Below are 20,215 nucleotides of genomic sequence, written 5' to 3' on the forward strand. Positions count from 1 at the left end.
GGCTATTTTCTCGATGATTGAGCGGTGAGGAAGGCCGGGAGCCTAGCAGACGGTCGGTCTCAGCGACAGCTTGCGTGATTGAGATTGTCTGGTAGAATCCGCGGCCTAATTACGTGCGGTATTCAACAATGGTGTTGAGTGGCGGCACGCTAGCCTGAGGAATTCATCATGAAAGCCGATATCCATCCAACATACGAAATCACCGCAGTTACCTGCAGCTGTGGCAACAAGTTCGAAACTCGTTCGAACCTGGCCAAGCCTCTGGCGATCGACGTATGCAACGAGTGCCACCCGTTCTACACCGGTAAGCAGAAGACTCTGGATACTGGCGGCCGTGTACAGCGCTTCGCAGACCGCTTCGGTGCTTTCGGCAAGAAGCCTGTTGCTGCAGCAGAGTAAGGTTCGAAAGCCCCATGGGCTTTACCTTGCTAATGAAAAAGGCGTCCCTCGTGGGCGCCTTTTTTGTGTCCGCGATTTGGTTCTCGGGCGCCCAGGCCTTCTGCCCTGTGCCGAGTGGGCTGGCGTCGGTCGCGGTGCAACGCGTGGTGGATGGCGACACAGTGCGCCTGAGCGATGGCCGCAGTGTGCGCATGATTGGCTTGAATACGCCGGAGCTGGGCAAGCAGGGCCGCTCCGACGAGCCGTTCGCCGTGGCGGCGCGCAAACGTCTGGAAGCCTTGGTGGCTGCCAGCGAAGGGCGGGTCGGCGTGCTCCCGGGTAAAGAGAGCAAGGATCACTACGGTCGCACCCTTGCACACCTCTATGGCGCCGATGGCGTCAACCTCGAAGCGCAGATGCTCGCTGAGGGCCTTGGGTTTCAGGTGGCGGTCGCGCCGAATGTCGATCTGGTCACCTGTCAGCAAGCGGCAGAACACAGTGCGCGACAGGCCGGGCTCGGCGTTTGGCGTCAGTCACCTGTACTGAAAGCGGAGCAGATCAACGCGTCCGGTTTCGCCGTGGTCAGTGGGCGTGTGAGCAAGGTTCAGCGCAATCGCGGCGGCGTTTGGATCGAGTTGCAGGATTCGCTTGTACTGCGAGTTGCACCCAATTTACTGGGGCAGTTCGACGTCGCGGCGCTGGAGCGCCTGAAGGGCAAGCAGATCGAGGCACGTGGCTGGGTGGTGGACCGTTCCCGCCGTGGCGGATTGAAACAGGGGCAGGCGCGCTGGCTCCTGCCTCTGACCGATCCGGCGATGCTGCAAGCGACGCCCTGATAAAAAATTGTAGACATTTTTTATGTCGATTGTGAACAGTCTATCCCTTATGTTCCGTGGCTCTTGGCCCAAAGTCGTAGGGCCGGGCGCTTGACAGGGGTGACTGGTCAGTCTTGTGGGGACTTTGCGAGGCGCGTATCCTCGCTGACCAGTCTGTCCAACAGTAAAAGCGGAATGCCCCCATGTCTGATCTGAAAACTGCCGCTCTCGAATATCACGCCCATCCTCGTCCAGGTAAGCTGAGTGTCGAGCTCACCAAGGCCACCGCTACCGCCCGCGACCTGTCGCTGGCCTACAGCCCCGGCGTAGCCGAACCAGTACGCGAAATCGCTCGCGACCCTGAACTGGCCTACAAATACACCGGCAAAGGCAACCTGGTTGCAGTCATTTCCGATGGCACCGCGATTCTGGGCCTGGGCAACCTCGGCCCGTTGGCTTCCAAGCCCGTGATGGAAGGTAAAGGCGTGCTGTTCAAGCGCTTCGCCGGCATCGACGTATTCGACATCGAAGTCGATTCCGAAAGCCCGCAAGCCTTCATCGACACCGTTAAGCGTATCTCCATCACCTTCGGTGGCATCAACCTGGAAGACATCAAGGCGCCTGAGTGCTTTGAGATCGAACGTGCTCTGATCGAGCAGTGCGACATTCCAGTGTTCCACGATGACCAGCACGGCACCGCGATCGTGACCGCTGCCGGCATGATCAACGCCCTGGAAATCGCTGGCAAAACCCTCGCCGACGCCAAGATCGTCTGCCTGGGCGCCGGTGCTGCCGCCATCTCCTGCATGAAATTGCTGGTGAGCATGGGCGCCAACATCGAAAACATCTACATGGTCGACCGTACCGGTGTGATCCACTCCGGCCGTGACGACCTGAACCAGTACAAGGCTGTCTTCGCTCACGCGACCGACAAGCGCACCCTGGCAGATGCCCTGCAAGGCGCGGACGTGTTCGTTGGCCTGTCCGGCCCGAACCTGCTGAGCGCTGAAGGCCTGAAGTCCATGGCGGCCAACCCGATCGTATTCGCGTGCTCGAACCCGGATCCGGAAATCGCCCCGGAACTGGCTCACGCTACCCGTGACGACGTGATCATGGCCACCGGCCGTTCGGACTACCCGAACCAGGTCAACAACGTACTGGGCTTCCCGTTCATCTTCCGTGGTGCCCTGGACGTTCGCGCCAAGCGCATCAACGAAGAGATGAAAGTGGCGGCGGCCAACGCCCTGCGTGAACTGGCCAAACTGCCGGTTCCTCAGGAAGTGTGCGACGCCTACGGCGGCATCAAACTGGAGTTCGGCCGTGAGTACATCATCCCGAAACCAATGGATGCCCGTCTGATCACCCTGATCTCCGATGCCGTGGCCAAGGCTGCGATCGAGACCGGTGTGGCCACCCTGCCGTATCCGAAGAACTACCCGCTGAAAAGCGTGGATGACGTGTTCAACGGCTAAGCCGTTGTAGCGCTTCGATCAGAGGCCCCGATTCGTATGAGTCGGGGCCTTTTTGCATCTGGGCCTTTGTATCGCCCGCGAAGAGGCCGCGTCATACAGCGTAGAAACGACAGGCGATAAAAAGCCCCGCACTTCCATCGAAGGCGGGGCTTTTGCATTGTGCCGCGCGATCAGAACAAATCGATAGGCGCCGCTTCATCCGCTGGCAGCGGGCTTCCCGGAGCGTTGCCGTTACCCAGCTCATTCACCGAGGGCGGCGTATCTTCGGCCTTGAACAGCTCGAAGTACGCGCCTGGCGTGCCTGGGGTGGCAGCGCGACCACTGACCGGGTCAACCCGCAGGCTCAGAATGCCTTCCGGCTCTGGCTGCGTATGCGGCGGCTTGTCCTTGAGCGCGGCTGCCATGTAATTCATCCAGATCGGCAGCGCCACAGTGCCGCCGAACTCACGTTTGCCCAGGCTTTCCGGCTGGTCGAAACCGGTCCAGACGGTGGTCACGTAATCAGCGTTGTAGCCCGAGAACCACGCATCCTTGGATTCGTTGGTGGTACCGGTCTTGCCCGCGATATCGGGGCGACCCATGGCCAGTGCGCGGCGGCCAGTGCCGAGCTTGATCACGTCCTCGAGCATGCTGTTGAGGATGTAAGTGGTACGGCCATCGACAATGCGTTCAGCCACGGCGGGTGCCTGAGGCGCGGGTTGGCCCGAAGCCTCACCCGGCGTCGCGTTGACCGTAAAGGCCTCGGCCGCGGGGGCGGCAATGCCATCCGTTGCGACACCACCTTTCGGCACGCTCGGCGGGTTGGCGACGAACAGCGTGTCGCCATTACGGCTTTCGATCTTGTCGATGATGTACGGGCTGATCTTGTAGCCGCCGTTGGCAAACGTGCTCCAGCCGGTGGCGATTTCCATTGGCGTCAGGGTCGCGGTGCCCAGGGCCAGCGACAGATTGCGCGGCAGGTCCTGCTTGTTGAAGCCGAACTTGCTGATGTAGTCGATGGTGCGATCAATGCCCAGGGCCTGCAACAGACGGATCGACACCAGGTTGCGCGACTTGTAGAGCCCTTCGCGCAGGCGGATAGGGCCGAGGAAAGTGTTGGTGTCGTTCTTCGGGCGCCAGACCTTGTCCAGGTATTCGTCGACGAACACGATCGGTGCGTCGTTCACCAGGCTGGCGGCGGTGTAGCCGTTATCCAGTGCGGCGCTGTAGACGAACGGTTTGAAGCTCGAGCCCGGCTGACGCTTGGCCTGCAGGGCGCGGTTGTAATTGCTCTGCTCGAAGGCGAAGCCGCCGACCAGCGAGCGAATGGCGCCGTTCTGCGGATCAAGAGAAACCAGCGCGCCTTGTGCTTGCGGGATCTGGCTGAACTTCAGTGAATTGTCCGGCTGGCGTTGCACGCGAATCAAGTCGCCGACCTGGGCAACATCCGACGGCTGCTTCGGGTTGGCACCCATGCTGTTGGTGTTCAGGAACGGCCGCGCCCATTTCATGCTGTCCCAGCCAACATGCTCGTCGCCGGTACGGGTCATCACCTGCAGGCCGGTCTTGTCGACCTGAGTGACGATGGCGGGTTCAAGGCTGCTGATCGTGCGTTGCTTGGTCAGTTCGGCGGCCCAGGCTTCACGCGTCTTGCCCGGCAGGCGTGACTCGGGACCACGATAACCATGGCGCTGATCGTAAGTCATCAAGCCTTCGTGAAGCGCGGTGTTGGCCATTTCCTGCAGGTTGCTCGGCACGGTGGTCGTGACGCGGAAACCTTCGGTGTAGGCATCGCTGCCATAGCGGCCGACCATTTCGGCACGAGCCATTTCAGCGATGTAGGGCGCGTTCACTTCCGGGGTCGGCACGTGATAACTGGCGTTCAGCGGCTCGTTGATCGCAGCGGTGTAATCGGCTTCGGTAATTTTTCCGAGCTTGTACATGCGCCCCAGGATCCAGTCGCGACGCTCCTTGCTGCGCGCCGGGTTGGCCAGCGGGTTGAAGCGCGACGGGGCTTTTGGCAAACCGGCGATCATCGCCATCTGCGCCAGGCTGACGTCACGAATCGACTTGCCGTAATACACTTGCGCCGCCGCCTCGATGCCGTAGGCGCGGTTGCCGAGGTAGATCTTGTTGACGTACAGCTCAAGGATCTCGTCCTTGGTCAGCTGCCGTTCGATCTGCAGCGCCAGGAGGATTTCAGTGGTCTTGCGCGAAAAGCTGCGTTCGCTGGTCAGGAAGAAGTTCTTCGCCACCTGCATGGTGATGGTGCTGCCGCCGGACTGAATGTGGCCGCTTTTGACCAATTGGGTGGCGGCGCGCATCAGGCTGCTGGGATCGACGCCATAATGGTTGGCGAAATTGTCGTCTTCAGCACTTAGTAACGCATTTATGAAATTGGGAGGAATATCGGCGAAACGGATCGGAGTGCGGCGCATTTCGCCAAATTCTGCGATCAACTTGTTATCGCTGCTGTATACCCTTAGAGGAATCTGCAACTGAATGCTTCTCAGCGCCTCCACAGACGGTAATCCGGGGCTAAGGTAAAGAAAAGCGCCGGTCAGACCAAGAAGCAGTCCGCAGAAAACGGCGACGATGGACCAACCGAAAAACTTCAGCAGACGAATCAAGGCTTTGGGATATCCAGGGCAAAGAATGAATGAGGCATCAGGGTTCAGGTAAAAAAGGAGAACGACCCGCGCTTGACGTAAAAAGCGGAAAAAATCGCTGGGCATTATAAGCATTTTTACGTCGAGAGCGTCATTTGCGCTGCTGTCAAGACGGGTGGATGGAACGCAATGGACATTACAGAGTCCGTAACTCACGGATAGTCATAGGGAATTGGTAGTGCTAGGACTCTTCAATAAAAAGGCCAATACGCTTTTGGGGATCGACATCAGCTCTACGTCGGTGAAGCTTCTGGAGTTAAGCCGCCAGGGCGACCGCTACCGGGTCGAAGCCTATGCGGTAGAGCCGTTGCCTGCCAGCGCGGTGGTCGAGAAAAATATCGCCGAGCTCGAAGGCGTGGGTCAGGCACTCACGCGCGTGCTGCTCAAGGCCAGAACCAGTCTCAGGAACGTCGCAGTGGCCGTTGCCGGCTCGGCGGTGATCACCAAGACCATCGAAATGGATGCCGGTCTTTCCGACGACGAGTTGGAAAACCAGCTGAAAATCGAGGCTGATCAATACATCCCTTATCCGCTGGACGAAGTGGCCATCGACTTCGAAGTCCAGGGTGCATCGGCGCGCAACCCCGAACGGGTCAATGTGTTGCTGGCGGCCTGTCGCAAGGAAAACGTCGAAGTCCGTGAGGCGGCGCTCGCACTGGCCGGCCTGACCGCTCGCGTGGTCGATGTCGAGGCCTATGCGCTGGAGCGATCCTTCGGTTTGCTGGCCGGACAGCTGGCAGCCGCTCAGGACCGTCTGACGGTTGCCGTGGTCGACATCGGTGCGACCATGACCACGCTCAGCGTCCTGTACAACGGACGCATCATCTACACCCGCGAACAATTGTTCGGTGGTCGTCAACTGACGGAAGAAATCCAGCGACGTTATGGCCTGACCCTCGAGCAAGCAGGGTTGGCAAAGAAGCAGGGCGGTTTGCCGGACGACTACGTCAGCGAGGTGCTGCAGCCATTTCGTGATGCGCTGGTGCAGCAGGTGTCGCGATCGTTGCAGTTTTTCTTCGCCTCCGGGCAGTACAACGCTGTGGATCACATCCTGTTGGCCGGTGGTACCGCTTCGGTGCCGGGGCTGGACCGGTTGATCGAGCAGCGTTTGAGCACGCCGACGCAGGTGGCCAATCCCTTCTCGAACATGACCCTGAGCAGCAAGGTCAACGCTGGCGCCCTGGCCAGCGATGCGCCGGCGCTGATGATCGCTTGCGGGCTGGCCCTCAGGAGTTTCGACTGATGGCGCGGATCAACCTTTTACCCTGGCGCGAAGAACTGCGGGAACAGCGCCGCAAACGCTTCTTGCTGGCGCTGGTGGGTGTGCTGGTGGGCTCAGTGGCAGCGTTACTGATTGCGGACCAGGCCATCAATGGCGCCATCGATCGACAAGTCGCCCGAAACGATTACATCGGTAAACAGATTACGGTGGTCGACGAGCGGATCAAGCAGATCAGTGATCTGAAGGCCCGTCGCCAGCAGCTCGTCGAGCGCATGCGCATCATCCAGGACCTGCAAGGCAATCGTCCGATCAGCGGGCGGATCTTCGATCAGTTGGCGCGTACCTTGCCGGACGGGGTGTATTTCACCGAGGTGAAAATGGAAGGCAAGACCCTGTCCATTGCCGGCGCGGCAGATTCCAATAACCGTGTGTCAGACCTTATGCGCAACCTGGATGCATCGGACTGGTTCGACGCGCCGAACCTGACGGAAGTCAAGGCGACCACCGCCGGCCAGCTGGATCAGGCCAACGTCTTCCAGTTGACCGTGCGCCAGACCCAGCCAGCCGCTACGGAGGCTGTTCAATGAGGCTGGCCGAATGGATTGAAGGCTTGCGCAAGATTGACATCAACGATCTGGACACCAACAACCTGGGTTCCTGGCCGCCTGCCATCAAGACGCTGGCGGGTGCGCTGTTGATGGTTCTGGTGCTGGCGCTGGGCTACAGCTTTTCCATCAGCGACCTTGAGAGCCAGCTGGAACTCAAGCGTGAGGAAGAGTCGACGCTCAAAGAGCAGTTTGCCTCCAAGGCGCACATGGCGGCGAATCTGGAGTTATATATCCAGCAGATGAAGGAAATGGAGAATTCCTTTGGTGTGCTCTTGCGGCAATTGCCCAGCGACACCGAAGTGCCCGGTCTGCTGGAGGACATCACTCGAACCGGCCTGGGCAGTGGCCTGGAGTTCGAAGAAATCAAGCTGCTGCCGGAGGTCACCCAGCCGTTCTACATCGAGCTGCCGATCCAGATCACTGTTACCGGCGCGTATCACGACCTCGCCACGTTCGTCAGTGGCGTGGCCGGGTTGCCACGCATCGTCACCCTGCATGACTTCGATCTCGCACCGGCCAACCCTGAGGGCGGGACGAAATTGCGCATGAGCATCCTTGCCAAGACTTACCGGTATAACGACAAGGGGCTGCAGAAATGACCCCGATGCGTTTTATCCCGATGATCGGAATACTGGTCGTTCTGGCCGGTTGTGGCGGCGACACTGACTTCCGCGACCTGGACGCGTACATGAACGAAATGCGCCTGCGTGCACCGGGCAGGATTGAACCAACGCCGACATTCCGGTCTTACCCAACGTTCACCTACAACGCCGCTAACCTGCGCAGTCCCTTTTCCCGGCAGGTCAAGGTCGACCTGGCTGGCCAGAAACAAGGCTCACGCAACGTCAAGCCTGATCCCAACCGGGTCAAGCAGTACCTCGAAGGTTTCAACATCGAGCAGTTTGAAATGGTCGGCACGATCTCCAATGCGGCTGGCTCCTTTGCGCTGTTGCGCGGGGCAGGCGGTGTGCATCGGTTGAAGGTCGGCGATTACCTGGGACGTAACGATGGCCGGATCGTTGCCATCAGCGGCTCGCAAGTCGATGTGGTCGAAATCGTTCCTGACGGCGAAGGCGCCTGGCTGGAACGGCCGCGGACCATCCCTTTGAAAGAGCACTCATAGTGGAACTCGAATAATGAACAGGATTTTCGCAACCTTCGGAGTTTCGCTATGGATAGCGTTGCTTTCGCCGATGGTACAAGCGGCCAACCTCAAAGCGCTGGATGTCGCTGCGCTGCCGGGAGACCGCGTCGAGTTGAAGCTGTCATTCGATGGCGCGCCTCCAGCGCCCCACGGTTACACGACGGAGCAGCCTGCGCGGATCGCGCTGGACCTGCCTGGTGTGGTCAGCCAGCTAACGAGCAAGACTCGCGACCTGGGCGGCGGCAATGCCCGCAGTGCCACGGTGGTGGAAGCCAAGGACCGCACGCGGCTGATCATCAACCTGACTCAATTGACCCCGTACACCGCTCGTGTCGAAGGCAATAACCTGTTTGTGGTGGTCGGGCGCGGAACCAGTAACGCCGCCTCTGCACCTGCACCTGCGACCGCACCCAAGCCGCCACGCGTCGCCACGGCAACTCCCGCGCCGGCCAAGGCCTATGCGCCGGTGAGCAAGGCGATCCGCGGCGTGGATTTCCAGCGCGGCACCCAGGGTGAAGGCAATGTGGTCATCGATCTCTCGGATCCGTCCATCGCCCCGGACATTCAGGAGCGCGATGGCAGGATTGTCGTCGGTTTCGCCAGGACCCAATTGCCGGAACCGTTGCGGGTCCGTCTGGACGTCAAGGATTTCGCCACACCCGTGCAATTCGTCAACGCCAGCGCCACGGGAGACCGGGCGACCATCAGTATTGAGCCCAGCGGCGCGTTCGATTACTCGACCTATCAAACCGACAACAAGCTGACCGTCAGCGTCCGCCCGATGACCGTAGACGACTTGCAGAAGCGCAACGCCGAGCGTTTTGCCTACACCGGTGAAAAGCTCTCGCTGAACTTCCAGGACATTGACGTGCGCTCGGTGCTGCAACTGATCGCCGATTTCACCAACCTCAATCTGGTGGCCAGCGACACGGTGCAGGGCGGCATTACCTTGCGCTTGCAGAACGTGCCGTGGGATCAGGCGCTGGACCTGGTGCTGAAAACCAAGGGCCTGGACAAACGAAAGATCGGTAACGTGTTGCTGGTGGCGCCGGCCGATGAGATTGCCGCCCGCGAACGCCAGGAACTGGAGTCGCAGAAGCAGATCGCCGAACTGGCGCCTTTGCGTCGCGAGCTGCTGCAAGTCAATTACGCCAAGGCGGCCGATATCGCCAAGCTGTTCCAGTCAGTGACCAGTGCCGAAGCGAAAGTCGACGAGCGGGGTTCGATCACCGTCGATGAACGAACCAATAACATCATCGCCTACCAGACCCAGGACCGTCTCGACGAGCTGCGCCGTATTGTCGCGCAACTGGATATCCCGGTGCGTCAGGTGATGATCGAGGCTCGGATCGTCGAAGCGAACGTCGACTACGACAAGAGCCTCGGTGTGCGTTGGGGTGGTTCGGTGCAGAACAAGGGCAACTGGAACACATCCGGTGTCAGCAACGGCGCCAACGCGTCGTCGACCATTGGTACGCCGGGCAGCACCAGCACCAACTCACCGTTCGTCGACATGGGTACCGCCGCCAACACTTCGGGGCTCGGCATCGCCTTCATCACCGATAATGTGCTGCTGGATCTTGAGCTGACCGCGATGGAAAAAACCGGTAACGGCGAAATCGTCTCGCAACCCAAGGTGGTTACCTCCGACAAGGAAACCGCAAAAATCCTCAAGGGCACCGAGATCCCGTACCAGGAAGCCAGCTCCAGCGGCGCTACGTCGGTATCGTTCAAGGAGGCCTCGCTGTCGCTGGAAGTGACGCCGCAGATTACCCCGGACAACCGGATCATCATGGAGGTCAAGGTCACCAAGGACGAACCGGACTACCTGAACAAGGTGCAGGATGTACCGCCCATCAAGAAAAACGAGGTCAATGCCAAGGTTCTCGTCAATGACGGCGAGACCATCGTGATCGGTGGGGTTTTCTCAAATACTCAGAGCAAGGTTGTAGATAAGGTGCCATTTCTCGGTGATGTGCCGTATCTTGGCCGCCTTTTCCGGCGTGACGTGGTTTCGGAGAAAAAATCCGAGCTGCTGGTATTTCTCACTCCGCGTATCATGAACAATCAGGCGATTGCTGTGAGTCATTGATTCTGTGCGAAATTTGATTCTTGTTGGACCGATGGGGGCTGGAAAAAGCACCATCGGCCGGTTGCTGGCCAAAGAGCTGCGCCTGCCATTCAAAGATTCCGATAAGGAAATTGAATTGCGCACCGGCGCCAATATCCCATGGATTTTCGATAAGGAAGGCGAGCCGGGCTTTCGTGACCGCGAGCAGGCGATGATTGCCGAGCTGTGCGGCTGCGATGGCGTGGTGCTGGCGACCGGCGGCGGCGCGGTCATGCGCGAAGCCAACCGTCGAGCACTGCGCGCCGGTGGTCGGGTGGTTTATCTGCATGCTTCTGTCGAACAGCAGGTTGGCCGTACCGCCCGTGACCGCAATCGACCCCTGTTGCGGACTGCCGATCCGGCCAAGACCCTTCGGGACCTGCTGGAGTTGCGCGATCCGCTGTATCGGGAAATCGCCGACCTGGTAGTGGAAACCGATGAGCGACCGCCGCGAATGGTGGTGCTCGACATTCTTGACCGCCTGCAGCAGCTGCCTCCCCGTTAAAGCACAGCGCGAAATGCGCTATCCTCGGCGTCCTGCCACGACCGCTCAAGGTTGTGGCGCAAGGTTGCCGAACGGCGTCACACCAGCAAATGCCGCGGACATTCGATAACTCAAGGCAGGACGCCTGATTCCATCTTCACTGTGGGGACACATGCAGACACTCAAGGTCGATCTAGGCGAGCGCAGCTACCCGATTCATATTGGCGAAGGTTTGTTGGATCAGCCCGAGCTGCTGGCCCCGCATATTCGCGGGCGGCAAGTGGCGATCATCTCCAACGAAACCGTTGCGCCGCTCTATCTCGAACGTCTGACCCGCAGCCTTGCGCAGTTTTCGGTGATTTCCGTAGTGCTGCCCGACGGCGAAGCCTTCAAGACCTGGGAAACCCTGCAACTGATTTTCGACGGTCTGCTGACCGCACGCCATGATCGCCGCACCACCGTGATCGCCCTCGGCGGCGGTGTGATTGGTGACATGGCCGGTTTTGCTGCTGCCTGCTACCAGCGCGGTGTCGATTTCATCCAGGTTCCGACTACCCTGCTGTCGCAAGTCGACTCCTCGGTCGGCGGCAAGACCGGGATCAATCATCCCCTGGGCAAAAACATGGTCGGCGCCTTCTATCAGCCGAACGTGGTCTTGATCGATACCGCCTCCCTCAATACCCTGCCGGCTCGCGAGTTGTCCGCCGGGCTGGCTGAAGTCATCAAGTACGGGCTGATTTGCGACGAGCCGTTCCTCACCTGGCTCGAAGAAAACGTCGATCGCCTGCGCGCCTTGGACCAGGTTGCCCTGACGTATGCGATCGAACGTTCCTGCGCGGCCAAGGCGGCGGTGGTCGGTGCCGACGAGAAGGAAACCGGCGTTCGTGCCACCCTGAACCTGGGACACACCTTCGGCCATGCCATCGAAACCCACATGGGATATGGTGTGTGGCTACATGGCGAGGCAGTAGCTGCTGGCACCGTAATGGCCCTGGAGATGTCCGCGCGCCTGGGCTGGATCAGCGAGCAGGAGCGTGATCGCGGCATTCGCCTGTTCCAGCGTGCCGGCCTGCCGGTCATTCCGCCCGAAGAGATGACTGAAGCCGATTTTCTCGAACACATGGCAATTGACAAGAAAGTGATCGACGGTCGTTTGCGCCTGGTGCTGCTGCGCCACATGGGCGAAGCGGTGGTGACCGACGATTATCCGAAAGAGGTTCTACAGGCCACGCTGGGAGCGGACTACCGCGCCCTGGCTCAGCTTAAAGGTTAATAAGATCCCGATGACTAGTTTGCACGCCGACGAGGCTTTCCTCGGCCATTACCAGTTAAGCCATGACCCTTTTGCTCCACGGGTGCCTGGCTTCAAATTCTTCCCGGCCCAGCGCAAACCGGTGCTGGGACAGCTGCATCACCTGGCCCGCTACAGCCAGTTGCTGCTGGTGGTTACCGGCCCGCAAGGCAGTGGCAAGACCCTGTTGCGACAGGCTCTGGTGGCCAGTACCAACAAACAATCCGTTCAGAGCGTGGTGGTTTCCGCTCGTGGCGCGGGCGATGCGGCTGGCGTGCTGCGTCAGGTGGCCCAGGCGTTGAACGTCGCTCAGGCAGAGATCGGCCCGATCCTGTCTCAGGTCGTGCAGCTCGCGCTGACGGGTCAGGAAGTCTATTTGCTGGTGGACGATGCCGAGCAGCTCGACGAGTCCGCACTGGAAGCCTTGATGGAGCTGGCCGCGGGTGCACCGGAAGGTCGTCCGCATGTGTTCCTGTTCGGCGAGTCCTCGCTGATCGCGCAACTCGAGGCGTTGAACCTTGAAGAAGAGCGCTTCCACGTCATCGAACTGCAGCCTTACACCGAAGAAGAAACCCGCGAGTATCTGGACCAGCGGCTAGAAGGTGCAGGTCGCGGTATCGAACTTTTTACCGCGGATCAGATCTCTGATATTCACGAAAGCTCCGACGGCTGGCCTGGCAACATCAATCAGGTTGCCCGCGATGCAATGATCGAAGCCATGATTGCCAGCCGCTCTGCGGTCAAGCGTCCAAGTATGGGGTTCAACATGCCGAAGAAACACGTATTGGCGATTTCCGCCGTTGTCGTGGTCGCGGTGGCCGCCGCCTGGTTGATGCCGGGTCGCAGCAAAGCACCGACCACCGGCGCACCTGCCAACGAACAGGCGCAACTGCCGCTTGGCCAGGGCACGCCACAACCTAACAGCGGCGGCGCACCTGCCGTGGAGTTCGCCGGTAACTCGCAACCGATGCCGTTGCCGCTGGTCGGTAATTCGCAACCGGTCATGCGCGGTCCCCTCGCGGAAGCGGCCGGTGGTATCACCGAAGGCGACGATGGCGTGCCGGTCGAAGGCTCCAGCGATACACCGCCGACCGTGACCACCACCGCGCCTCCTGCAGGCGTTCCGGCCGGTCCTGCACCGACGCCAGCCGCCAAGCCGACGCCTGCGCCGACTCAGGTCGCGACAGCCAAGCCTGTCCCGACTGCCCCTGCGGTGAAGCCGGCGCCAGCGCCAGCCAAGCCAGCCGCGGTCGCTACCGCCAAGCCTGCCGAGAAGCCAGCCGCTGCTGCTGCCAAAGGCGCTGGCGGCACCTGGTACGCCGGGCAGCCGACGAGCAACTACGTGGTGCAGATCCTCGGCACCAGCTCTGAAGCGGCCGCGCAATCCTTCGTGAAGGAGCAGGGCGGCGAGTACCGTTATTTCAAGAAAGTCCTCAACGGCAAGCCGCTTTACGTCATCACTTACGGTAGCTTCGCCAACCGCGATGCGGCCGTTACCGCCATCAAGGCCTTGCCAGCGAAGGTTCAGGCTGGTAAACCTTGGCCTCGCACTGTCGCCAGCGTCCAACAGGAACTGGCAACAACTCGCTGAAGATTCGGCGGCCTTACCCAGGCCGCCTCTCCAAGCACCTCAAAATTTCTGCAAGTGCGCGCCGTCTCTACAGACCGCGTGCCTTGTGGTGTCTGCGTTACAGTAGTCTTTGAGTCGTTGCGGTCAGAATTAAAAAAGTTTTGACTAGCACAGCAGATCGCTTTAAACCTTTCACAAATGCGACATAGATTTGCGACAGTTCGTCGTCAAATTTGTGAGCGTCTGTGTCGCTGTGTACAATGACCACCCTTTTGCCCCCGCTAAGCCGGCGTACGTTCGGCGTGGAATGCAAGTGGTTGAATTGAAAAGAAATTTGCCTTGATAAGAGGCAGCCTGGTGAGAAAGTGTCTATGAAAGCAGGTCTGTACCAACCAGATGAATTCAAGGATAACTGCGGTTTCGGCCTGATAGCCCACATGCAGGGCGAGCCCAGTCATACCCTTTTGCAAACGGCCATCGAGGCCCTGACCTGCATGACCCACCGCGGTGGGATCAACGCCGACGGCAAGACCGGTGACGGTTGCGGTCTGCTGATTCAAAAGCCGGATGTGTTCCTGCGAGCGATCGCCCAGGAAACCTTCGGCGTCGAATTGCCCAAGCAATACGCAGTGGGCATGGTTTTCTTCAACCAGGACCCGGTCAAGGCCGAAGCCGCTCGCGAGAACATGAACCGCGAGATCCTGGCTGAAGGCCTGACCCTGGTCGGCTGGCGCAAAGTGCCGATCGACACCAGTGTCCTCGGCCGCCTGGCCCTCGAGCGCTTGCCGCAGATCGAGCAGGTCTACATCGGTGGTGAAGGCCTGAGCGATCAGGACATGGCGATCAAGCTGTTCAGCGCCCGTCGTCGCTCGTCCGTGGCCAACGCCGCCGACGTCGATCACTACATCTGCAGCTTTTCCCACAAGACCATCATTTATAAAGGCCTGATGATGCCGGCGGATTTGACCGCCTTCTATCCAGACCTCAGCGACCAGCGCCTGCAAACCTCGATTTGCGTGTTCCACCAGCGCTTCTCCACCAACACCCTGCCGAAATGGCCGCTGGCGCAACCGTTCCGCTTCCTCGCCCACAACGGCGAGATCAACACCATTACCGGCAACCGCAACTGGGCCCAGGCCCGTCGCACCAAGTTCACCAACGATCTGATGGATCTGGAAGAACTCGGCCCGCTGGTCAACCGTGTCGGTTCCGACTCCTCCAGCATGGACAACATGCTCGAGCTGATGGTCACCGGTGGCATCGACCTGTTCCGTGGCGTGCGGATGATCATTCCGCCTGCGTGGCAGAACGTCGAAACCATGGACCCGGATCTGCGTGCGTTCTACGAATACAACTCGATGCACATGGAGCCGTGGGACGGCCCGGCCGGTGTGGTCATGACCGACGGTCGCTACGCGGTGTGCCTGCTCGACCGTAACGGTCTGCGCCCGGCGCGCTGGGTCACGACCAAAAACGGTTTCATCACCCTGGCGTCCGAAATCGGTGTCTGGAACTACCAGCCTGAAGACGTGATCGCCAAGGGCCGTGTGGGGCCGGGCCAGATCTTTGCCGTGGACACCGAAACCGGTCAGATCCTCGACACCGACGCCATCGACAACCGCCTGAAGTCCCGTCATCCGTACAAGCAATGGCTGCGCAAGAATGCCCTGCGCATCCAGGCGACCATGGAAGACAACGACCACGGTTCGGCGTTCTACGACGTCGACCAGCTCAAGCAGTACATGAAGATGTACCAGGTCACGTTCGAAGAGCGCGACCAAGTGCTGCGCCCGCTCGGCGAGCAAGGCTACGAGGCCGTTGGCTCGATGGGCGACGATACGCCGATGGCCGTGCTGTCCCAGCGCGTGCGCACGCCGTACGACTATTTCCGCCAGCAGTTCGCGCAGGTCACCAACCCGCCGATCGACCCGCTGCGTGAAGCCATCGTCATGTCGCTGGAGATCTGCCTCGGTGCCGAGCGCAACATCTTCCAGGAGTCGCCGGAACATGCTTCGCGTGTGATCCTCAGCTCGCCGGTCATTTCTCCGGCCAAGTGGCGCTCGCTGATGAATCTCGATCGTCCGGGCTTCGAGCGCGCGATCATCGACCTCAACTATGACGAGAGCGTCGGCCTTGAAGCCGCTGTGCGTAATGTCGCCGATCAGGCTGAAGAAGCCGTTCGCGCCGGTCGCACCCAGATCGTCTTGAGTGACCGTCACATTGCCCCGGGCAAGTTGCCGATCCACGCCTCCCTGGCCACCGGCGCGGTGCACCACCGCCTGACCGAAAAAGGCCTGCGTTGCGACTCCAACATCCTCGTGGAAACCGCTACCGCACGCGATCCGCACCACTTTGCGGTACTGATCGGTTTCGGCGCCTCGGCGGTCTATCCGTTCCTGGCCTACGAAGTGCTGGGCGACCTGATCCGCACCGGTGAAGTGCTGGGCGACCTCTATGAGGTGTTCAAGAACTACCGTAAGGGCATCACCAAAGGCCTGCTGAAGATCTTGTCGAAGATGGGTATTTCGACCATCGCTTCGTACCGCGGTGCGCAGCTGTTCGAAGCCATCGGCCTGTCCGAGGAAGTCTGCGACCTGAGCTTCCGCGGCGTTCCGAGCCGTATCAAGGGCGCACGTTTCGTCGACATCGAAGCCGAGCAGAAAGCCCTGGCCGCCGAAGCCTGGAGTCCGCGCAAGCCGATCCAGCAGGGCGGCCTGCTGAAGTTCGTCCACGGTGGCGAATATCACGCCTACAACCCGGACGTGGTCAACACCTTGCAAGCTGCTGTGCAGCAAGGCGACTACAGCAAGTTCAAGGAATACACGGCGCTGGTGGACAACCGCCCGGTGTCGATGATCCGCGACCTGTTCAAGGTCAAGACTCTGGACAAACCGCTGGACATCAGCGAGATCGAACCGCTGGAGTCGGTGCTCAAGCGCTTTGACTCCGCGGGCATCTCGCTTGGCGCTTTGTCGCCGGAAGCTCACGAAGCCCTGGCCGAAGCCATGAACCGCCTCGGTGCGCGTTCCAACTCCGGTGAAGGCGGCGAAGACCCGGCGCGCTACGGCACTATCAAGAGCTCGAAAATCAAGCAAGTCGCGACCGGCCGTTTCGGTGTCACTCCGGAATACCTGGTCAACGCTGAAGTGCTGCAGATCAAGGTCGCCCAGGGCGCCAAGCCCGGCGAAGGCGGTCAGCTGCCAGGCGGCAAGGTCAACGGCCTGATCGCCAAGCTGCGTTACGCAGTGCCGGGCGTGACCCTGATTTCGCCACCGCCGCACCACGACATCTATTCGATCGAAGACTTGTCGCAGCTGATTTTCGACCTGAAACAAGTCAACCCGAAGGCCCTGGTTTCGGTGAAGCTGGTGGCAGAAGCCGGCGTCGGTACCATCGCCGCTGGTGTGGCCAAGGCCTATGCGGACTTGATCACCATCTCCGGCTACGACGGCGGCACCGGTGCATCGCCGCTGACCTCGATCAAATACGCGGGCGCTCCGTGGGAACTCGGCCTGGCCGAAACCCACCAGACCCTGCGTGGTAACGACTTGCGCGGCAAAGTGCGGGTGCAGACCGATGGCGGCCTGAAAACCGGCCTCGACGTGATCAAGGCCGCGATCCTCGGCGCTGAGAGCTTCGGCTTCGGCACCGCGCCAATGATCGCGCTGGGCTGCAAATACCTGCGTATCTGCCACCTGAACAACTGCGCCACCGGCGTTGCGACTCAGAACGAGAAGCTGCGCAAGGATCACTACATCGGCACCGTCGACATGGTGGTGAACTTCTTCACCTACGTCGCCGAAGAAACCCGTGAGTGGCTGGCCAAACTGGGCGTGCGCTCCCTCGAAGAGCTGATCGGCCGTACCGATCTGCTGGAAATCCTCGAAGGCCAGACCGCCAAGCAGCAACACCTGGACCTGACGCCATTGCTGGGCAGCGATCACATCCCGGCAGACAAGCCTCAGTTCTGCCAGGTCGACCGCAACCCACCGTTCGACAAAGGCTTGCTGGCCGAGAAAATGGTCGACATGGCCACTTCGGCCATCAACGACATGAGCGGTGCCGATTTCGCCCTGGATATCTGCAACTGCGACCGCTCCATCGGCGCGCGGATCTCCGGCGAAATTGCGCGCAAGCACGGCAACCAGGGCATGGCGAACGCGCCGATCACCTTCCGCTTCAAAGGGACGGCCGGTCAGAGCTTCGGTGTGTGGAACGCCGGCGGCTTGAACATGTACCTGGAAGGCGACGCCAACGACTACGTCGGCAAAGGCATGACCGGCGGCAAGCTGGTCATCGTTCCGCCGAAGGGCAGCGCCTACAAGACTCAGGACAGTGCGATCATCGGCAACACCTGCCTGTACGGCGCGACCGGCGGCAAATTGTTCGCGGCCGGCACCGCAGGCGAGCGTTTCGCAGTGCGTAACTCCGGTGCTCACACCGTGGTGGAAGGCACCGGCGATCACTGCTGCGAGTACATGACCGGTGGTTTCGTCTGCGTTTTGGGCAAGACCGGTTACAACTTCGGCTCAGGCATGACCGGCGGTTTCGCCTACGTGCTCGACCAGGACAACACCTTCGTTGACCGGGTCAACCACGAACTGGTGGAAATCCAGCGGATCAGCGGCGAAGCGATGGAAGCCTACCGTAGCCACCTGCAACGCGTGCTGAACGAGTACGTCGAGGAAACCGACAGCGAGTGGGGTCGTGAACTCGCGGAAAACCTCGATGACTACCTGCGCCGTTTCTGGTTGGTCAAGCCGAAGGCTGCCAGCTTGAAAACGTTGCTTTCCAGCACCCGTGCCAACCCGCAGTGATATGCGCCTGAACAGTTTGATGAGGTTTTAACAATGGCTGAACGTCTGAATAACGACTTCCAGTTCATCGACGTCGGGCGCAAAGATCCGAAGAAGAAACTGTTGCGTCAACGCAAGAAAGAGTTCGTGGAGATCTACGAACCCTTCAAACCCCAGCATTCGGCCGATCAGGCCCACCGTTGCCTGGGTTGCGGTAACCCGTATTGCGAATGGAAGTGCCCGGTGCACAACTTCATTCCGAACTGGCTGAAACTGGTGGCCGAGGGCAACATCCTTCAGGCCGCCGAGCTGTCACACCAGACCAACACCCTGCCGGAAGTCTGCGGCCGGGTGTGCCCGCAGGATCGTCTGTGCGAGGGTGCCTGCACCCTTAACGACGGTTTCGGCGCGGTGACCATCGGTTCGGTCGAGAAGTACATCACCGACACCGCGTTCGCCATGGGCTGGCGCCCCGACATGTCCAAGGTCAAGCCGACCGGCAAACGTGTCGCGATCATCGGCGCAGGCCCGGCCGGCCTCGGCTGTGCCGACGTGCTGGTACGCGGCGGCGTGACCCCGGTGGTGTTCGACAGGAACCCGGAAATCGGCGGTCTGCTGACCTTCGGCATTCCCGAGTTCAAACTGGAAAAGACCGTGCTGAGCAATCGTCGCGAAGTCTTCACCGGCATGGGCATCGAGTTCCGCCTGAACACCGAAGTGGGCAAGGACGTGTCCGTCGAGCAACTGCTCGAAGAATACGATGCCGTGTTTATGGGCATGGGCACCTACACCTATATGAAGGGCGGCTTTGCCGGTGAGGATCTGCCGGGCGTGCATGACGCGCTCGACTTCCTGATCGCCAACGTCAACCGCAACCTGGGCTTCGAAAAGTCGCCGGAAGATTTCGTCGACATGAAAGGCAAGAAGGTTGTGGTGCTGGGCGGCGGCGACACGGCGATGGACTGCAACCGTACCTCGATCCGCCAGGGCGCCAAGTCGGTGACCTGTGCGTATCGCCGTGACGAAGCGAACATGCCGGGCTCGCGCAAAGAGGTGAAGAACGCCAAGGAAGAAGGCGTGAAATTCCTCTACAACCGCCAGCCGATCGCCATCGTTGGCGAAGACAAGGTCGAAGGTGTGAAGGTGGTCGAGACCCGTCTCGGCGAACCGGACGCCCGTGGCCGTCGCAGCCCCGAGCCGATCCCGGGTTCCGAAGAGATCATCCCGGCCGACGCTGTGGTTATCGCTTTCGGCTTCCGCCCGAGCCCGGCGCCGTGGTTCGAGCAGTTCAGTATCCAGACCGACAGCCAGGGCCGTGTTGTGGCGCCGGAACAAGGTCAGTACAAGCACCAGACCAGCAATCCGAAAATCTTCGCCGGTGGCGACATGGTTCGCGGCTCTGACCTGGTGGTGACGGCGATCTTCGAAGGCCGCAATGCGGCTGAAGGGATTCTGGATTACCTGGGCGTCTAACCCGCCGGTTCAGACCTGACAGGCAGTAACCCTGTGGGAGCTGGCCGGCCAGCGATAGCATCACCTCGGTCTGACTGATCACCGAGGTGGCCGCATCGCTGGCCGGCCAGCTCCCACATTGGTTTGCGGGTGTTGCTGAAATCTGCGTATTTGTTGCGACAAATTGACCCGATAGACAAAAGGCTGACCTGCAACCGTGCCTTT

General features: G+C 60.4%; 14 protein-coding genes. 13 read left to right on the top strand and 1 reads right to left on the bottom strand.

What is annotated here, in order from left to right:
• The first annotated feature begins 168 nt into the window (after positions 1–168).
• The 3 genes from rpmE (at position 169) to ACM1ZW_RS10870 (ending at position 2,665) form a co-directional block, all read left to right on the top strand.
• Positions 169–399, top strand: coding sequence for a 50S ribosomal protein L31 (rpmE, locus tag ACM1ZW_RS10860; RefSeq protein ID WP_414879940.1), 231 nt, complete (start codon positions 169–171; stop codon positions 397–399).
• Positions 400–413: 14 nt separating this feature from the next.
• The gene (locus ACM1ZW_RS10865) at positions 414–1,214 is read left to right on the top strand and encodes a thermonuclease family protein (protein WP_416740520.1); all 801 of its coding nucleotides are present in this window, start codon (positions 414–416) and stop codon (positions 1,212–1,214) included.
• Positions 1,215–1,396: 182 nt separating this feature from the next.
• Complete coding sequence (locus ACM1ZW_RS10870; RefSeq protein ID WP_017336118.1) at positions 1,397–2,665, top strand: malic enzyme-like NAD(P)-binding protein; 1,269 nt, start codon at positions 1,397–1,399, stop codon at positions 2,663–2,665.
• 170 nt (positions 2,666–2,835) lie between these two features.
• Here the strand turns inward: ACM1ZW_RS10870 and ACM1ZW_RS10875 are convergent, their stop codons facing one another.
• A complete protein-coding gene (locus tag ACM1ZW_RS10875; protein WP_416740521.1) occupies positions 2,836–5,274 on the bottom strand; it encodes a penicillin-binding protein 1A in 2,439 nt (812 codons plus the stop codon).
• A gap of 217 nt (positions 5,275–5,491) precedes the next feature.
• On the opposite strand from ACM1ZW_RS10875, the gene ACM1ZW_RS10880 reads away from it, so the two are divergent.
• The 10 genes from ACM1ZW_RS10880 to ACM1ZW_RS10925 all read left to right on the top strand — a co-directional run bounded on the left by ACM1ZW_RS10880 (position 5,492) and on the right by ACM1ZW_RS10925 (position 20,011).
• Entirely contained in the window at positions 5,492–6,556 is a 1,065-nt protein-coding gene (locus ACM1ZW_RS10880; RefSeq protein ID WP_017336120.1) for a pilus assembly protein PilM, read from the top strand.
• Entirely contained in the window at positions 6,556–7,122 is a 567-nt protein-coding gene (locus ACM1ZW_RS10885; protein WP_416740522.1) for a PilN domain-containing protein, read from the top strand. The genes ACM1ZW_RS10880 and ACM1ZW_RS10885 overlap by 1 nt, the downstream gene beginning before the upstream one ends.
• On the top strand, positions 7,119–7,742 hold the full coding sequence (gene pilO / locus ACM1ZW_RS10890) for a type 4a pilus biogenesis protein PilO (RefSeq protein ID WP_017336122.1): 624 nt from the start codon (positions 7,119–7,121) through the stop codon (positions 7,740–7,742). Before ACM1ZW_RS10885 ends, pilO begins: the two co-directional genes overlap by 4 nt.
• A complete protein-coding gene (locus tag ACM1ZW_RS10895) occupies positions 7,739–8,266 on the top strand; it encodes a pilus assembly protein PilP (protein ID WP_416740523.1) in 528 nt (175 codons plus the stop codon). The genes pilO and ACM1ZW_RS10895 overlap by 4 nt, the downstream gene beginning before the upstream one ends.
• 13 nt (positions 8,267–8,279) lie before the next feature.
• The gene (pilQ, locus tag ACM1ZW_RS10900) at positions 8,280–10,379 is read left to right on the top strand and encodes a type IV pilus secretin PilQ (protein ID WP_416740524.1); all 2,100 of its coding nucleotides are present in this window, start codon (positions 8,280–8,282) and stop codon (positions 10,377–10,379) included.
• 4 nt (positions 10,380–10,383) lie between these two features.
• A complete protein-coding gene (aroK, locus tag ACM1ZW_RS10905; RefSeq protein WP_017336125.1) occupies positions 10,384–10,902 on the top strand; it encodes a shikimate kinase AroK in 519 nt (172 codons plus the stop codon).
• A 151-nt stretch (positions 10,903–11,053) separates the two neighbouring features.
• Entirely contained in the window at positions 11,054–12,154 is a 1,101-nt protein-coding gene (gene aroB, locus ACM1ZW_RS10910; protein ID WP_017336126.1) for a 3-dehydroquinate synthase, read from the top strand.
• 10 nt (positions 12,155–12,164) lie between these two features.
• A complete protein-coding gene (locus ACM1ZW_RS10915; protein WP_017336127.1) occupies positions 12,165–13,763 on the top strand; it encodes an AAA family ATPase in 1,599 nt (532 codons plus the stop codon).
• Between the two features lie 350 nt (positions 13,764–14,113).
• Complete coding sequence (gene gltB / locus ACM1ZW_RS10920; RefSeq protein WP_017336128.1) at positions 14,114–18,559, top strand: glutamate synthase large subunit; 4,446 nt, start codon at positions 14,114–14,116, stop codon at positions 18,557–18,559.
• Positions 18,560–18,592: 33 nt separating this feature from the next.
• Positions 18,593–20,011, top strand: a complete 1,419-nt coding sequence (locus ACM1ZW_RS10925; RefSeq protein ID WP_017336129.1) for an FAD-dependent oxidoreductase — start codon at positions 18,593–18,595, stop codon at positions 20,009–20,011.
• The last annotated feature ends 204 nt before the right edge of the window (positions 20,012–20,215 follow it).

The sequence above is a fragment of the Pseudomonas sp. NFX71 genome (genome assembly GCF_048079215.1).
GTDB lineage: Bacteria > Pseudomonadota > Gammaproteobacteria > Pseudomonadales > Pseudomonadaceae > Aquipseudomonas > Aquipseudomonas fluorescens_B.

Excerpts from the sequence above, each read along its gene's own strand:
- rpmE (WP_414879940.1), top strand. The coding sequence starts at position 169 with ATGAAAGCCGATATCCATCCAACATACGAAATCACCGCAGTTACCTGC.
- ACM1ZW_RS10865 (WP_416740520.1), top strand. The coding sequence starts at position 414 with ATGGGCTTTACCTTGCTAATGAAAAAGGCGTCCCTCGTGGGCGCCTTT.
- ACM1ZW_RS10870 (WP_017336118.1), top strand. The coding sequence starts at position 1,397 with ATGTCTGATCTGAAAACTGCCGCTCTCGAATATCACGCCCATCCTCGT.
- ACM1ZW_RS10885 (WP_416740522.1), top strand. The coding sequence starts at position 6,556 with ATGGCGCGGATCAACCTTTTACCCTGGCGCGAAGAACTGCGGGAACAG.
- pilO (WP_017336122.1), top strand. The coding sequence starts at position 7,119 with ATGAGGCTGGCCGAATGGATTGAAGGCTTGCGCAAGATTGACATCAAC.
- ACM1ZW_RS10895 (WP_416740523.1), top strand. The coding sequence starts at position 7,739 with ATGACCCCGATGCGTTTTATCCCGATGATCGGAATACTGGTCGTTCTG.
- pilQ (WP_416740524.1), top strand. The coding sequence starts at position 8,280 with ATGAACAGGATTTTCGCAACCTTCGGAGTTTCGCTATGGATAGCGTTG.
- aroB (WP_017336126.1), top strand. The coding sequence starts at position 11,054 with ATGCAGACACTCAAGGTCGATCTAGGCGAGCGCAGCTACCCGATTCAT.
- ACM1ZW_RS10915 (WP_017336127.1), top strand. The coding sequence starts at position 12,165 with ATGACTAGTTTGCACGCCGACGAGGCTTTCCTCGGCCATTACCAGTTA.
- gltB (WP_017336128.1), top strand. The coding sequence starts at position 14,114 with ATGAAAGCAGGTCTGTACCAACCAGATGAATTCAAGGATAACTGCGGT.
- ACM1ZW_RS10925 (WP_017336129.1), top strand. The coding sequence starts at position 18,593 with ATGGCTGAACGTCTGAATAACGACTTCCAGTTCATCGACGTCGGGCGC.